The organism is Pseudomonas sp. MF6394, assembly GCF_002018845.1.
GTDB classification, from domain to species: domain Bacteria; phylum Pseudomonadota; class Gammaproteobacteria; order Pseudomonadales; family Pseudomonadaceae; genus Aquipseudomonas; species Aquipseudomonas lactis.
Genome location: NZ_MVOJ01000016.1, coordinates 101,842 through 118,032, shown reverse-complemented (window position 1 = coordinate 118,032; position 16,191 = coordinate 101,842). Strand labels below are relative to the sequence as shown.

General features: G+C 59.4%; 9 protein-coding genes. 8 read left to right on the top strand and 1 reads right to left on the bottom strand.

From position 1 onward, the window contains the following. Positions 1-5: 5 nt before the first annotated feature. From pgaB to MF6394_RS17910, 8 genes are all read left to right on the top strand, one after another. Positions 6-2,003, top strand: a complete 1,998-nt coding sequence (pgaB, locus tag MF6394_RS17950; protein ID WP_078467190.1) for a poly-beta-1,6-N-acetyl-D-glucosamine N-deacetylase PgaB — start codon at positions 6-8, stop codon at positions 2,001-2,003. A gap of 2 nt (positions 2,004-2,005) precedes the next feature. Next, a complete protein-coding gene (pgaC, locus tag MF6394_RS17945; protein WP_014716391.1) occupies positions 2,006-3,346 on the top strand; it encodes a poly-beta-1,6-N-acetyl-D-glucosamine synthase in 1,341 nt (446 codons plus the stop codon). A gap of 2 nt (positions 3,347-3,348) precedes the next feature. Further along, the gene (gene pgaD / locus MF6394_RS17940; protein WP_003187480.1) at positions 3,349-3,825 is read left to right on the top strand and encodes a poly-beta-1,6-N-acetyl-D-glucosamine biosynthesis protein PgaD; all 477 of its coding nucleotides are present in this window, start codon (positions 3,349-3,351) and stop codon (positions 3,823-3,825) included. Positions 3,826-4,327: 502 nt separating this feature from the next. Further along, entirely contained in the window at positions 4,328-6,049 is a 1,722-nt protein-coding gene (locus MF6394_RS17935) for a ShlB/FhaC/HecB family hemolysin secretion/activation protein (RefSeq protein ID WP_078467189.1), read from the top strand. 30 nt (positions 6,050-6,079) lie between these two features. Further along, complete coding sequence (locus MF6394_RS17930) at positions 6,080-14,056, top strand: two-partner secretion domain-containing protein (protein ID WP_238597301.1); 7,977 nt, start codon at positions 6,080-6,082, stop codon at positions 14,054-14,056. Then, on the top strand, positions 14,029-14,415 hold the full coding sequence (locus tag MF6394_RS17925) for an SCO4402 family protein (protein WP_078467188.1): 387 nt from the start codon (positions 14,029-14,031) through the stop codon (positions 14,413-14,415). The genes MF6394_RS17930 and MF6394_RS17925 overlap by 28 nt, the downstream gene beginning before the upstream one ends. A gap of 228 nt (positions 14,416-14,643) precedes the next feature. Next, positions 14,644-15,075, top strand: coding sequence for a hypothetical protein (locus MF6394_RS17920; RefSeq protein WP_078467187.1), 432 nt, complete (start codon positions 14,644-14,646; stop codon positions 15,073-15,075). Positions 15,076-15,650: 575 nt separating this feature from the next. Next, positions 15,651-15,830: a hypothetical protein gene (locus MF6394_RS17910; protein ID WP_177345146.1), complete on the top strand. Its 180-nt coding sequence runs from the start codon at positions 15,651-15,653 to the stop codon at positions 15,828-15,830. Between the two features lie 101 nt (positions 15,831-15,931). Here MF6394_RS17910 and MF6394_RS17905 read toward each other — a convergent pair whose 3' ends face one another. Continuing rightward, the gene (locus tag MF6394_RS17905; protein ID WP_078467185.1) at positions 15,932-16,189 is read right to left on the bottom strand and encodes a hypothetical protein; all 258 of its coding nucleotides are present in this window, start codon (positions 16,187-16,189) and stop codon (positions 15,932-15,934) included. Between the last annotated feature and the right edge of the window lie 2 nt (positions 16,190-16,191).

Sequence of the window (16,191 nt, the reverse complement as noted above, 5' to 3'; positions counted from 1 at the left end):
TGACCATGACCGTCCTCAGCCGTTGCTTGTTGGTCCTGGGTGTAATGCTGGCCGCCGCCTGCGCCCAACAACCCGCGCCCTACACCCCACCCGCCGAACGGCCGATAGCGCCCAACGAAGCGCCGTGGCCGAAGAACCACTTTTTGGGCATTGCCTATCACGACGTGGAAGATCGCGACCCCGATCAAGCCGTGGTGGCGGTGCGCACAGAGCGTTTGATCGAGCAGCTGGCGTGGCTGCGGGAGAATGGCTACCAGGCGGTCAGCGTCGATCAGATCCTGGCGGCCCGGCGCGGCGGCCCGGCATTGCCACCCAAGGCGGTGATGCTCAGCTTCGATGACGGTTACTCCAGCTTCTACACCCGCGTGATGCCGATTCTGCGTGCTTATCAATGGCCGGCTCTGTTGGCTCCGGTGGGCTCCTGGATCGACACGCCGCTGAACCAACCGGTGGATTTTGCCGGTACACCACGACCACGCGGAGAATTCCTGACGTGGCAGCAGATTCGCGAAGTGTCCCAGTCGGGCCTGGTGGAAATTGCCGCCCACACCGATGCCAACCACAAGGGCATCCTCGCCAACCCCCAGGGCAACCTGGAACCGGCCGCCACCACGCGAAGCTTTGACCCCAAGACCAACGGCTACGAAAGCGAAGCGCAGTTCCAGGCACGTATGCGGGCTGACGTCGCCGCGATTTCCAACAAAATCCGCACCGTCACCGGCAAGGCGCCGCGTGTATGGGTGTGGCCGTACGGGGCCGCCGATGGCACCTCGTTGGCGGTGGTCGGCGAGCACGGCTATGAAATGGCGCTGACCCTGGAGGATGGCCTCGACGACCTCGGCAACCTGATGAACAGCCCACGCTTTCTGGTGGCCTCCGACCCGGACGGCGAGCATTTTGCCAACAGCATGGTGGCCGTGCAGGCCAAGGCGCCGATGCGCGTGCTGCACGTAGACCTGGACAACGTGTACGACCCCGACCCGGCCCAACAGGCGCGCAACCTCGACGTGTTGGTTCAGCGCGTGGTGGACATGGGCGCCGGCACCGTCTTCCTGCAAGCCTTTGCCGACCCCAAGGGCGACGGCCTGGTGCATTCGCTGTACTTCCCCAACCGCCACCTGCCGATGCGGGCCGACCTGTTCAACCGGGTCGCCTGGCAGTTGCACACCCGTGCCCATGCCAGTGTGTACGCCTGGATGCCGGTGCTGAGTTTTGCCCTGGACCCCAAGTTGCCGCGTGTCACCCGCTGGGACCCGAAAACCGGCCAGGTCGGCCCCGACCCGGATCAATACAAACGCCTGTCGCCGTTTGATCCCAAGGTGCGGCAGATCATCGGTGAGATCTACCAAGACCTGGCGCGTGTAGGGCCGATTGACGGCATCCTTTACCACGATGACGCGGTGTTCAACGACTTCGAGGACGCCAGCCCCGCAGCGCTCAAGGCCTATGCGGCCCAAGGTTTGCCGGACAGCATCGCCGCCCTGCGGGCTGACCCTGCCGTGATGCAGCGCTGGACCCGCTTCAAAAGCCGCTACCTGATCGACTTTACCCATGAGCTCACCGCCAAGGTCCGCGCCATCCGTGGCCCGCAGGTGCTGACGGCGCGCAATATCTTCGCCGAGCCCATGCTCAACCCTGGCAGCGAAACCTGGTTCGCGCAGAACCTCGATGACTTCCTCCAGGCCTACGACTGGACCGCGCCGATGGCCATGCCGTTGATGGAAGGCCAGGAAGTGAAAACCTCCAACGCCTGGCTGGAAAAACTCATCGCCACGGTCAAGACGCGCCCTGGCGCCATGGAAAAAACCATCTTCGAATTGCAAGCCAAAGACTGGCGCACCCAAGCCGCGCCGGATATCAGCGCTGAGCAATTGGCAGAGTGGATGGGTGTACTCAAACGCCAGGGCGTCACCAGTTTCGGCTACTACCCGGACAACTTCCTGGAAAACTCCCCGGACTTGAAGACCATTCGTCCGGCCCTCTCCAACCAATGGAACCCTTGATCATGGTTGACAGAATCCTGGCTCTATTCGTGTTGGCACTGGTACTGGGCTTGCCCCTGGGCCTGATCTTCCTGGTGACCGGGCAGTTCCTGATGGACTTCGTGTTCTTCTACCCGTTGTTCATGTCGGCGCTGTGGATCGCCGGTGGCCTGTACTTCTGGCTGCACTGGGAACGCCACTGGCCCTGGGAAGAAGACACGCCGGCGCCGACCCTGGCCGGCGAGCCGCTGATCTCGATCATCATCCCTTGCTACAACGAGGGCGATAACGTCGCCGACACCATTGATGCGGCCCTCGGCCAGGTGTACCCGAACATCGAAGTGATCGCGGTCAACGATGGCTCCAGCGACAACACCGCCGCAGTACTCGACGCCCTGGCGTTGCAACACCCGCGCCTACGCGTGCTGCACCTGGCGCAGAACCAGGGCAAGGCCGTGGCCCTGCGCATGGGCGCCGTGGCTGCCCGCAGCGAATACCTGGTCTGCATCGACGGCGATGCCTTGCTCGACAAAAACGCGGCCGCCTACATGGTCGCGCCGATGCTCGACAACCCGCGCCTGGGTGCCGTCACCGGCAACCCACGCATTCGTACCCGCTCCACCCTGATCGGCCGGGTGCAGGTGGGCGAGTTCTCCTCGATCATCGGTTTGATCAAGCGTACCCAGCGGGTGTTTGGCCGGATCTTCACGGTCTCCGGTGTGGTGGTGGCGTTTCGCAAGAAGGCCCTGGACCGCATCGACTACTGGAGCACCGACATGATCACCGAGGACATCGATGTCAGTTGGAAGCTGCAACTCGATCACTGGGCGATCTTCTACGAGCCGCGCGCGCTGTGCTGGATCCTCATGCCCGAAACCGTCGGCGGCCTGTGGAAGCAACGCCTGCGTTGGGCCCAGGGCGGCGCCGAAGTGCTGTTCAAGAACATCCGTGGCATCTGGCAATGGCGCCACCGCTACCTGTGGCCGCTGTTGTTCGAATACTGCCTGTCCACCGGCTGGGCCTTCACCTTCCTGCTGTCGGTGATCTTCTGGGCCGTGGGTAAATTCGTCACGCTGCCGGCGGCGATCACCGTGAGCTCGTTGGTGCCGCCCGCGTTCACCGGCCTGGTGCTGGCGATGGTGTGCCTGCTGCAGTTTGCGGTGAGCATCCTGATCGACCGGCGCTACGAAAAAGACCTGTGGAAAACCCTGTTCTGGACCGTGTGGTACCCGATGGTGTTCTGGCTGGTGAGCCTGCTCACCACCCTGGTCAGCTTTCCCAAGGTGTTGTTCAACCAACACCAGAAACGCGCCCGCTGGGTCAGCCCGGACCGCGGTATCAAACCTGCACAAGAGGAGGCGTGACTATGAAACTGGTCAGAACTCGCCAAAACACACTGATGTGGATCGTCGATGTGCTGCTGACCCTGCTGGCCTGGGGTGGGTTGATTTGGCTGCTGGCGCGAGGCATCAGCGCCATGCTTGAAACCCATGGCGGCCCACGCATTGAGGCGCCGATCTTTGCCGCGCTCAACACCCTGCAGGTTTACCTGTGGATCGCGCTGTTCAATGCGGTGATCCTGATCAGTTGGGCGCGCTATCAGCAGCATCGCGGGCGCAAATTCGCCCAGCGCCGCGCCGAAGCCAATGCACTGAGCGACCAGCACCTGAGTGAAAGTTTCAACTTGGGCGATGGCGACCTCGAACAACTGCGCCGCCCCGGCGTGCTGGTGATCCACAACGACGAAGAAGGCGGCGTCGAAGAAGTGAAATCCCACGTCTCCCGCGACGTCGAACGCCCCGGCCTGACCCTGGTACCCGACAAAGACAAGGGCATTGGCTAGACTCCAGCTCAGTTCAGCGAACGCAATGCCCAAAGCAATGAAGATCCAATGTCGGAGCTGGCTTGCCTGCGAAAGCGATAGTGCAGTAACAGTTGCAGTGACTGACACACCGCCTTCGCGGGCAAGCCCGCTCCCACAGGTAGTATTTCCACCCATAGCGTGCAGTGGTTCACTCCTCTTGTTGGAATTCCGATAAATGGGATCCAATTCACAAAACCCCCGCGAACTTTTCCCCCTTCTCCGGTACTAACCTAACTCGACGAACACCTGATGGCTAAGTAATGGCAGTCGGAAAGTCATTCGTCGAATCGCCATCAAAACAGTTGCCGCTTGTCGGAATAATCACTGTAAGTGCCCGACTTAAACTCTTTTGATGAAAAATTATTATTAATAATCAACAGGTTAGAAAACTAATCAGTCGAACGGCCCCACTTCGCCCGTTTCTAGGCGAGCTGGAAGTTCGATGTTAGTTTCGCGGCCCTTGATTTTCGATGGATCGAACATGTCTTCGTTATTGCCATGGACCCGGTTATTGCTCTGCACCTTCCTGCTCACCTGCGTGGGCCTGAACAGTGCATCCGCCGCCCCCACGCCTGGCGATCAGGACTTGATCCGCGACCGGCAGAACCGCCTGCTCGAAGAGCAGCAGCGGCGCCTCCAGGAGCTTCAGGACCTGCCCGGCAAAGCGGACAAGCCTCAAGCCCCGGCAACCCCGGCTGACACCCGTTGCTTCCCCATCAAAACCATCGAACTCAAAGGCGCCGACAGCCTGCCGGCGCCCGACCGCGAGCGCCTGCTCAAGCCCTATATCGGCCAATGTCTGGGCGTGTCCCAGCTCAACGAGCTGCTCAAGGTCATCACCGACTACTACTTGGGCAAAGGCCGCGTTACCAGTCGTGCCTACCTGCCACAGCAAGACCTCTCCACCGGCCATCTGCAAGTGCTGGTGGTGGAAGGCAAACTCGAAGCGTTGCGCAGCGCCGAAGGCAGCACGGTGACCGACCGCGAACTGGCCATGGCCTTTCCCGGCAAAGTCGGTGAAGCACTGAACCTGCGCGAGATCGAGCAACTGGTGGACCAGCTCAACCGCCTGCCGTCCAAACAAGCGCAGATGGAACTCACCCCCGGCAAGCAAATCGGCGGCAGCGACGTGGTGGTCAAGAACACCGCGCAAAAGCCCTGGCGCGCCAGCCTGTCGCGCAACAACGACGGGCAGAAAAGCACTGGCGAACAGCAATGGGGCGCTGGCCTTGAGTGGGACAGCCCGCTGGGCCTGGGTGACCAACTGATGCTGCGCGGCGGCCACGACGCCATCAGCGACCACCAGAAAACCTCGAAAAACACCATGCTTTACTACAACCTGCCCTGGGGCTGGTGGAACTTCAGCTACACCTACAGCGAAAGCGACTACCGCACCTACGGCGTGACCGACGGCTTCAAATACAAGCAGGACGGCGACAACCAGAACCACCAACTGCGCGCCGAGCGGGTGATCCACCGCGATGACGTCAGCAAAACCTCGGTCAACGTCGGCCTGGCGCACCTGCGCACCAACAACTACATCCTCGACGTGCGCACCGCGCCCAGCAGCAACCGCCTCAGCGAACTGCAACTGGGCGTCAACCACGGTCGGCGCATCGGCAGTGCCTTCGTCAACCTGGACCTGGGCATGCAAAGCGGCATCGGCCTGCTCGACGCCCAGGCCCAAGACGAGCGTGACCCAGCAGGCCGTCGCCAGCCGAACTCGCGCTACCGCAAATACACCGCCACCGTCAGCTACCTGCAACCCTTCAGCCTGTGGGGCGAGTCGTTCAGCTTCAGCAGTTTGGCCACCGGCCAACGCAGCGAAGACCCGCTGTTTTCGCCGCAGCGCATGAGCCTTGGCGGCTCGGCCTCGGTGCGTGGCTTCAAGGACCAATTGCTGACCGGCGACAGCGGCGGCTACTGGCGCAACGAAGTGCGCTGGGCGCGCCCGGTGACCCTCAACTGGATGCGCCCGGCCTTCGCCGAGTACGGCGCCAGTGTCGGCTACGACCAAGGCGTGATCCGCAACGACCGCTACAACGACAACGTTCATGGCCGGGTGTCCAGCAACTCCCTGGAGCTGTTCGCCCGTGGCAAACATGTCAGCACCAGCGTGACCTTTGCCCATTCCTTAGAAAGACCCGGTGTGGTGACCGAGCGCGAAGCGCCGATCTATTTCCGCATGGATTTTTTCCTGTAATTCAACGCCCCGCTGCATGAGAGCCTGACAATGGATGTTCGCCAATTCGCCTTCCTGGCCCGCCAACCTTCTGCCGCCCTGAAGCGCCGGGACGCGTTCTTCGGCCTGCCCAAGCGCGGGCTGGCCTTGATCCTTGCCAACGCACTGTTCTGGCAGCCGCTGCTGGCCCAGGCCGAGGGCATTGTGGTCAGTGCGCCGGGCACCACCGTAGGCGCGGCGGGCAATGGCGTGCCGGTGGTGAACATCGCTACCCCCAATGGCGCGGGCCTGTCCCATAACCAGTTCAAGGACTACAACGTCGGCCCCAACGGCGTGATCCTCAACAATGGCAACGGCGCCATGGTCAACACCCAACTGGGCGGGATCATCGTCGGCAACCCCAACCTCAAGGGCGGCGCGGCCAACGTCATCCTCAACGAAGTCAACGGCGGCAGCCCCAGCCAGTTGCGCGGCTACACCGAAGTGGCGGGGCAGTCGGCCAAGGTCATCGTGGCCAACCCGTACGGCGTGACGTGCAGCGGTTGCGGCTTTATCAACACCCCCAACGTCACCCTCACCACCGGTAAACCGGTGCTCGACGCAAGCGGCCAGTTACAGCGCTATGAAGTGGACGGCGGCGCCGTGACCATCGACGGCGAAGGCTTGAACGCCAGCAATGTCGAACGCTTCGACATCATCACCCGCTCGGCCAAGATCAACGCACAAATCAACGCCCGCGAACTCAATGTGATCGCCGGGCGCAACGACGTCGATGCGCAAAGCCTGAAAACCACCGCCCGCGCCGATGACGGCAGCGCCAAGCCCGAGTTGGCAATCGACTCCTCGGCCTTGGGCGGCATGTATGCCGGCGCAATCAAACTGGTGGGCACCGAGGCCGGCGTGGGCGTGAAGCTCGACGGCACCCTGGCCGCCAGTGGCGGCGATATTCAGCTCGACGCCAACGGGCGCCTGAGCATGGCGCAGGCGGCGGCCACCGGTAACGTCAAGGTCACCGCGCAAAACGTCGACCTCACCGACAAGGTCTACGCCAACGGCAACGTGCAGGTCACCAGCGCCCAGGCTTTGGTCAACCGCAAGAGCATCGCCGCCGGCCAGCGCATCGAGATCAACGCGGCCAGCGTGAACAACCCCGGCATCATCGAAGCCGGCGTCGCCGCCGATAACAGCCGCAACACCACGGGCGACCTGGTGGTGAACGCGCAAACCGTCACCACCAGCGGCAACCTGTTGGCCAGCCGCGCCCTGGCGATCACTGCCGCGCAAGCGCTGACCAACCAGGGCGCGATCATCCAGGCCAAGACCGTCGAGGTCAGCAGCGCCAAACTCACCAACCAGGGCGCCAGCGCTCGCCTGTTTGGCGAGCAGAGCCTGGCGATCAACTCGCCGGCCATCGTCAACCTCGGCGGCTTGATCCGCCTCGGCGAAGGCCAGGCCGCCACGCTCAACAGCGCCTCCCTGGACAACCGCCAAGGCCGTATCGAAATGGCCGGTGGCAGCCTGGTGCTCACCAGTGCCGACCTGAACAACAGCGGCGGGCAAGTCATCGCCAACGACCTGACCGTCAACGCCGGCAACCTGAACAGCCAGAACGGCGTGCTGGTGGCCAAGACCGCGACCGTCACTGCCAGCAACCTCGACAACAGCCTCAAGGGTTTGATCCAGTCTGACGGTGGCGCGCTCAACCTCGCCGTGTCCAACACCTTCAACAACAATCAGGGTTTTACCCAGGCCAACACCGATCTGAACGTTAAGGCCGGCACCCTCAGCAGCAACGCAGGCGGCGTACTGAGCGCCGACACCGGCAAGCTCACCCTCACCGCCGCGCAACAGCTCAACAACGCCCAGGGCCGTTTGCAGGCCGGGCAGGGCGATATCGAACTGCACGCCGCTAACCTGGATAACCAGGGCGGCACCATCGTCGGCAAGCAACTGCTGCTCGACGTGGCTGGCGGCGACATCGACAACCGCGCCGGGCGCGTGTTGGGTGACCACCTCGACGTGCGCGCCTCGGGCCTGGACAACCGCAACGCCGGCCTGCTGGCCGGTGGTGCCCAGGGCGTAAGCCTGCTGCTCAAAGGCCCTGGCCAGTTGCTCAACGCCCAGGGCCGCATCCAGAGCGAGGGCCTGCTGCAACTGCAAGGCGAGCGCTTGGACAACAGCGCCGGCATCCTGCTGGGGCAGACCGTCGACGTCACCGCGCAGACCTTCAACAACAGCAACAAAGGCGTGCTGGTCAGCGATGGCGGTGATGTGGTGCTCAAGGTCAGCGACCTGCTCACCAACGTCGGCGGCCAGATCGACGCGGGCGAGCGCAGCGTGCTGGTCAAGCAACTCACCACCCTCAATAACGACGGCGGCACCCTGCGCGGCAAGCGCCTGGACATCGCCGCGCAGCACCTGAACAACGACAACGGCCAACTGCTGGCCGGCGCCGAAGGCCTGAGCTCCAGCGGCCAGGATGTGAGCAACCGCAAGGGCCTGATCCTCAGTGGCGGCGCCCTCACCGAACTGAACATCACCCGCCTGGATAACCAGGGCGGCACCGTGCAGGGCGACAGCCTGAGCGTCACCGCCAACAGCGTCGACAACGCCAGCGGCGGCCTGATGGCCAGCCTGGTCGGCAACCTGCAACTCACCGTAGAAGCCCTGGCCAACCGTGGCGGCAAGCTGTTCGGCAAAGAACAAGTGACCGTCAGCGGCGCCAGCCTCGACAACAGCGCGGGCGGCCAGGTCAGCGGCAATCAGATCAACCTGACCTCACGCAACACGCTCACCAACCAGGGCGGCCTGATCGAAGCCAACCAGGGCCTGGCCCTCACCGGCGGCAACCTGGATAACAGCGTCAGCGGGCAACTGCGTGCATTGGGCGGCGCCAGCAGCAAACTCAACCTCAGCGGCGCGCTGAACAACCAGAACGGCACCCTCGAATTCGGCAGCCAGGCCTTCAGCCTTGACGCCGCCAGCCTCAACAACCAGAACGGCATGTTGCAACACGCCGGCACCGGCCTGTTCCACCTCAACACCGCCAGCCTCGCAGGCAGCCAGGGCAATATCCAGGGCATGGGCAGCGCCGACTGGGCATTCGGTAAAGTCGACGGCCTGGGCCGTGTGCAACTCAACGACGTGCTCACCTACAAGAGCGACCAAGGGCTGGCCCTCAAGGCCGGTGACCGCTTGGCCAGCGCCAAGGGCTTGATCCTCAACGTGGCCAGCCTGGATAACGGCGGCGAACTGCTCAGCGACGGCGACATCAGCATCACCACCGGCGATATCACCAACAGCGGCCGCGTCTCGGCCCTGCAAACACTCACCGTCGCCGCCAACAACCTCAGCCAGAACGGCGGCCGCCTGGCGGCCACCAATGCGCGCCTGACCCTGGGCGGCACCCTGGACAACCTCGGTTTCCTCACCGCCCGCCAGCAACTGGACATCGCCGCCGCGCAAATCAACAACCGTGGCACTCTCGGTGCCCAGGGCGCGGTGAACCTCACCGCAGTCAACGGCATCACCAATGCCGCCAACACGCTGCTGTTCAGCGGCGGCGACATGACCTTGCGCAGCAATGGCTTCAGCAACAGCTATGGCGATGTCTACAGCAAAGGCAACCTGAGCTTCGCCGCCCGCGATGGCGGGCGTGCCGTGCTGTTCAGCAACCGCTCCGGCACCGTGGAAAGCGAAGGCTCGATCGGCATCAATGCAGGCTTTATCGAAAACGCCAAAGACGCATTCGAACTCGGGCAAACGCTGACCACCGGCAGTTTGAGTTGGATCTGTGGCCAGCACTGCGGCGAGAGCGACAACTGGGAACGTGGCGAGATCACCATCTACGAAACGTACCTCGAGGCGGCGACCAAGGACTCGGTAGCGGCACGCCTGGTGGCAGGCAAAAACATGCTGCTGCAAGGCGACAACGTGCAGAACCGCTACAGCCTGATGGCCGCCAATGGCGACCTGAGCATCACTGCCGGTGACCTGCTCAACCAGGGCGCCGCCACGCGCACGGGCCAGCGCAAGCTTGTCATCGGCACGCCAGGTCACGTCTCCGACGATTTGTTTGAACGCATGCAATATGTCGACGTGCCCGCGTTCAATGCGGCCACGGCGGCTGGGAATTTCGACAAGGCGCGCTTCGAAGAACTTAAAAGCCGCTCACCCAATAGCCTGCCGTTCGCCTACGCAAGTGACGTCACCACCTGGACCAACAACAGCGGCCCCGGCTACGACGCCACCCTGCAAGCGGGCGGCACGGTCAGCCTCAATGTCGCCCGCACCCTGCAAAACGGCACGCTGCACAACAACACCCTGGCCCAGTTGACCGGCACCCTCGGCGACGACCAGACCGGCATCCCCGTCGGCGGCATCAACATCAACCTGAGCAAACACGCCAACGACCCGAGCGCCCAGGCGCCCGGCAGCGTATTGCCCGTGGTAGGCGTGGCCCCCGGTGGCGGCTTCGTGCCCGTGGACTACACCGGCACCGCGTTTGCCCCGGTCGACCCCACCACCTCGCCCACCTTCCAACTGCCTAAGGGCGAGTACGGCCTGTTCGTCAAAAACGCCGACCCTACCAGCCACTACCTGATCGAAACCAACCCCGAGTTCACCTCGGTGTCGGGCTTCTTCAGCTCCGACTACATGCTCGGCAAACTCGGTTTCACCGCCGACAACGCCTGGCGCCGCCTCGGTGACGGCCAGTACGAAACCCGCTTGATCCGCGACGCCGTCCTCGCGCAAACCGGCCAACGCTTCCTCGCCGGCGGCCTGTACAGCGACGCCGACCAGTTCCGCTACCTGATGGACAACGGCCTCGCCAGCAAAGACGCCCTGCGCCTGAGCCTGGGCGTGGCCCTCACCGACCAGCAAGTCGGCGCCCTGACCCACGACATCGTGTGGATGGAAAACCGCGTCATCGACGGCCAGACCGTGCTCGTGCCGGTGCTGTACCTGGCCCAGGCCGACTCGCGCAACGTGCGCGGCAACAGCCTCATCCAGGGCCGCGACCTCAACCTGGTCACCGGCGGTGACCTGATCAACGTCGGCACCTTGCGCGCCAGCAACAACCTCTCCGCCATCAGCAGCGGCAGTATCTACACCGGCGGCCTGGTCGAAGCCGGCAACAACCTCAACCTGCTGGCCCAGGACAGCATCCGCAACGCCATGGCCGGCGAAATCCGCGGCAAACAAGTCAGCCTCACGGCGCTCAAAGGCGACATCACCAACGACACCACCGCCATCCAGGTGCGTGACGGCGCCGGCATGCGCACCCTCACCGACACCAGCGCCGGCACCATCGTCGCCCGCGAAAACCTCGCGATCGACGCCGGCCGCGACCTCACCAACCGAGGCGCCCTGGTAGCGGGCAACGACGCTAACTTAACCGCCGGCCGCGACCTCAACCTCATCGCCGCCAGCGACACCAGCGTCAAACACGAAACCCGCGACGGCGGCGAGAAATCCACCATCACCACCGACGTCAAAAACCTCGCCGCCAGCGTCACGGCGGGCGGCAACCTCAACATGCAGGCCGGGCAAGACGTCAACATCATCGGCAGCAATGCCACCGCCGGCAAAGACCTCAACATCGCCGCCGGCCGCGACCTCAACGTCGCCTCCGTCAGCGACATGCACAACGTTGAGGGCAAGGAAAAGGACGGCAAAAAACGCATCAAGACCTCGGACGACCAGACCACTCAAGTGGCGAGCGTGCTGACGGCGGGTGGGGATTTTGTCAGCCAGGCTGGGCGTGATACCACGATTGTGGCGAGCAGGATCAGCGCGGGGAATGAGGCTTATCTGTATAGCGGGGATAAGTTGAGTTTGTTGGCGGCTGAGAACAGTACGCATACGTTGTATGACATGAAGAAAAACAGCGGCTGGGGTTCCAAGAAAACCCAGCGCGACGAGGTCACTCGTATTACCAACGTCGGTACTGAAATCAAGACCGGCGGCGACCTGATACTCAAGAGTGAAGGAGATCAGACCTATCAACTTGCCAAGCTTCAAAGCGGCAAGGACATCACTCTGGACAGTGGTGGCGCGATTACTTTTGAAGCGGTCAAAGACCTGCATCAGGAGAGCCATGAGAAGAGCAATAACAACGCGTTTTGGGTTTCTTCCAAGGGTAAGGGCAACACCGACGAGACCGTCCGCCAGAGTCAGCTAATCGCCGAAGGCAATGTGGCAATCAAAGCTGTCGCCGGGTTGAAGATCGACATTAACCAGGTCAACCAAGAGACAGTCAGCCAGTCCATTGATGCGATGGTTAAAGCCGATCCACAGTTGGCTTGGATCAAGGATGCTGAGAAGCGTGGCGATGTGGACTGGAGGCAGGTCAAGGAGATCCACGACAGCTTCAAGTACAGCAACTCGGGCCTGGGGCCTGCTTCGCAGATCATTATTGCAATTGTGATGGCGGCAGTGGTTGGGCCGCTGGCGGCAGTCGCGGCAGGTGGTGGCACTGTGGGCGCTGTCGCTGGTGCTGTAGCGGCGGGCGCGTCTACGAACGCGACTGTCAGCGTAGTCAACAATCGGGGCAACCTAGGCGCTGTGCTCAAGGATGTTACTTCTTCGGATGCTATGAAGGGGTATGTCATTGCCGGTGCTACAGCAGGTCTGACGGCGGAATATTTTGGTGATTGGACTGGAACCGAGACAAATACGGCAACAGGGAAAATCACAACGCCAGGAATACTGAATAGCTGGCGGGGTGTCGGCCAATTTGCGGCTAACCAAACGCTGCAAAGTGGCACTTCCATGTTGTTGAGCAAAGCGCTCGGGCAAGGTGGCAGTGCCAGCGATGCGCTTAAAAATGCGTTGTTTAACACTTTGGCGGCTGCCAGTTTCAATTTGTTGGGTAATTACACGAAAAATGTGTTCGCAGATGGTTCGGCACCAAAGGTCGCGATTCATGCCATGGTAGGTGGGCTGTTAGCGGAGGCCACTGGTGGAGACTTCAAAACCGGAGCATTGGCAGCAGGTGCGAGCGAGGCTCTAGTCACTCATCTGGACTCCTTGGTCAAAGGCGACGATGACTTGCTTACGATGAGTTCGCAAATCGTCGGTGTGCTAGCTGCAGCAGCACAAGGGGATGTCGATGCGTCCAAGCTTGAGAAGGGCAGTTGGGTCGCTCAGAACGGAACGCAATACAACTATCTAAATCACAATCAACTTGAAAGAGCCGCCAAGAAAATAGCCGCATGCACGGATACCTCCTGCATTGAAGACACCACTCGTAAATTTAAAGAGTTAAGTCTTCAGCAGGATATTGAAGCGATAGCGGGCTGTAAGGCTGATCCTTCGACTTGTGCGGCACGGTCGAGAGAAGTCGCCAATACCATGGCAGACCTGAACCCCATCAAAGATATTGTGGAATATGGCTCGCCGAAGGCTCGAGAAGCAGTACAGAACCTCATTAACTCAAACTTTGAATTCCAGGAGATGCTAGCAACAGCGACGACTGAGCACACTGTAGGAGCTATGGTCGATACGCTTAAAGCGAAATGGAACCTTAGTGACGCGCAGGCGCAAGAGATCACTAACGACTTGAAAGTCGCTCTTGCCGTTGGCTTAGGTACAGCTGCTGGTGCCTTGGCGTACAAACGTGCGGTAGCTAGTGCAGGGAAAAGTGCTCCGACGAAAAATCATAACCCTACGAGTGCGAAGACAGACTCTGAACCAACGCAGAGCGAATTGCCGAAAATTTGGGACGTTCCAGACACTACAATTGCCAAGTTTCCAGATACTTGGGCAGTAACGCCCAATAAAAAAGGAGTAGGGTTTAGATGGCAAGATCCGAAAAATCAAGGCAATGGCGTACGGATAGACAAGGGCGAACCTGATATCAGCCAACCTACTCAGCAAGTGGATCATGTTATTGTGAGGTCCAATGGTCGAGTGATAGGTAGGGACGGAAAGCCTGTTAGTGGATCGATTAAGGAACATGCGGAACAAGTCCATATACCTCTGAGCGAATATAAAAAATGGAAAAGCTGGAACTCTCCGAACTAAAATTCCCTAGTATGAGAGAGGAGCTTATCTCATACTTGAGTGGGCTGTCAGACCTTGACTATCAGTACCGGGCTTGGGTAGAACGGTCATCGCCGGGTTTAGATTATGACGAGTTAAATTACACAGTACATTTTTTATACGATGATACGGGGTTAGCTGAAAACGCTTCCGATTGGATAGGTTTGGTCTTGAAGGATGAAAAAGAAGCAAGGTCCGTTGCAAATGTAGTAAGTGCGCTTGATGTGATTTTTGATAAGTATGGTACAGAACTTTCTGACAAAGAATATTTAGAGAAAAAAGAGTGGTTGTGGGTGGTTAGTGCATCTAAGGACGCTCTAAGTATTCTGCTTTCAAAATAGAAGAGAGTCGGACGGATAACGAGGAGAGAGAAAAGGAGACGAGAAAAGGGGACAGATTTATTTAAATTAGAGTTTAAAAGCGCATTAAATAAATCTGTCCCCTTTTGTTCTTTTATTCGCCCTTTTGTTCGATAGGGCAATAGATATCCTGAATGAGCAAAATATCAGTAGAAAAGGGGGGCCAGGGTCGGTTCTCCCGGCATACCCTCCAAAAAAAAGAGCTGAATAATGCATTCCGTACCGCTAGAACATGAGAAGCAAAAGTTGATTTTCTACGTGGCTCAAGACTTAGATCAGTCTATTAGATCTAATGTGCAGCAGCTCGTGAATGAGCTCGCTGCGTCAAGAATATGGAGCATTGCCCCGCCAACCTTTATTGACGCGATAGACGAAGGGGGCGCGGAAGTGGTGGGTGGAATGTTGGAAATTTATTCAGCACTGCAACCGAATATACTGTCTGTTGATATGGATTCAAAAAATCTAGATGAAGTAGAAGAAATAGTCTGTGCCGTTAAAAAGTTATCGGAAAAGGAAAATATTTCCTTTGAGTTTCTGTTGGATACAACTTTTGTCGGCGCCATTGATGATGGTGTTGTTGATCGAGTCTTGTTGGAGGGACTGCTCGTGCCGTGGCGAAATCATATAAATGGAAAAAGTTGAGTTGGTGCCAGAGCGGAGAAGAATAAAAAAGTGAGAAAAGGGAAAGATTTATTTAGAATTAGAGTTGAAAAGCGTATTAAATAAATCTGTCCCGTTTTTCACATTTTCACGGAGAGAAAACGTGAAAAAAATTAGCGTAATAATGGTGGTTGTATTTCTGATTGCGGGTTGCGCGCCGTCACGGTCTGCGTGGCTATCCAGTAAAGATGGATGGGTAGGTACCACCTTTGAATCTCACGTATACAGCATTTGCTCGCGCACGCCCCATACATGTACTGAGCCATTTTGGTCCCCCGCTAACAAAGAAAAAACGTTCGATAGGGTAGTAAAAGAAAGCAGCGGGACGCGCTACTACATAACCTGGATTAGGAATTGCCGCTATTCGGTGCTTGTGTCTCCGGAAAGTAGGATAGTTTCATGGAAGTATGAGACTAATAATTTAGAGAGTTGCTATTTGTTTTAGGGTGATATATATAGAGAGAAAAGGGGCGGATTTATTTAGGCTGGAGTTGGAAGGCGTATTAAATAAATCTGTCCCCTTTTGTTCGTCCCCTTTTGTTCATAGCCGGATGTATGTGTTTGCGGCTACTTCCAGTGGTGTGCTTTATGCTTTTGATGTAGGTAATAATTGGTCGATAGTAGAGATCGATTCGGAAATCGATGAGGTGGCGGTGTTGGCCGATAACTTTTCAAGCTTCATCCGTAATCAGCTGATTGTGGTGAAAGGTTATGTCGATTGGCGCGCGGAGCAATAAGACGCTGTCAGGTGGGGAGATGAGATTAAAAAGGGACGGATTTATTTAGTTTGCGCTGATCACGCACAAAGCGGGCGACACAAAGGCCGCCCGATTTTCACTCAGGACGGATCGGCATTGAGCCTGCGACTGATGACGTCCAGCAAATCACACCCATCGCGCAGCGGAATGGCCAGCAAGTGGGCGAAGTCTGAAAGCACTACGGCATCGCTGCTGAGTTGTTCGCGGAAGGCCAGGTTTTCCAGCAGTTGGGTGACGGCCCGAATGCGGTGCACGGCGGCGTCGTGAAGGACGTCGAGGGGTGCCTGGGTGTCGATGGTCAGCGCTGGGATGGTGCAGTCGTGGCCGGTTAGGGGCATGT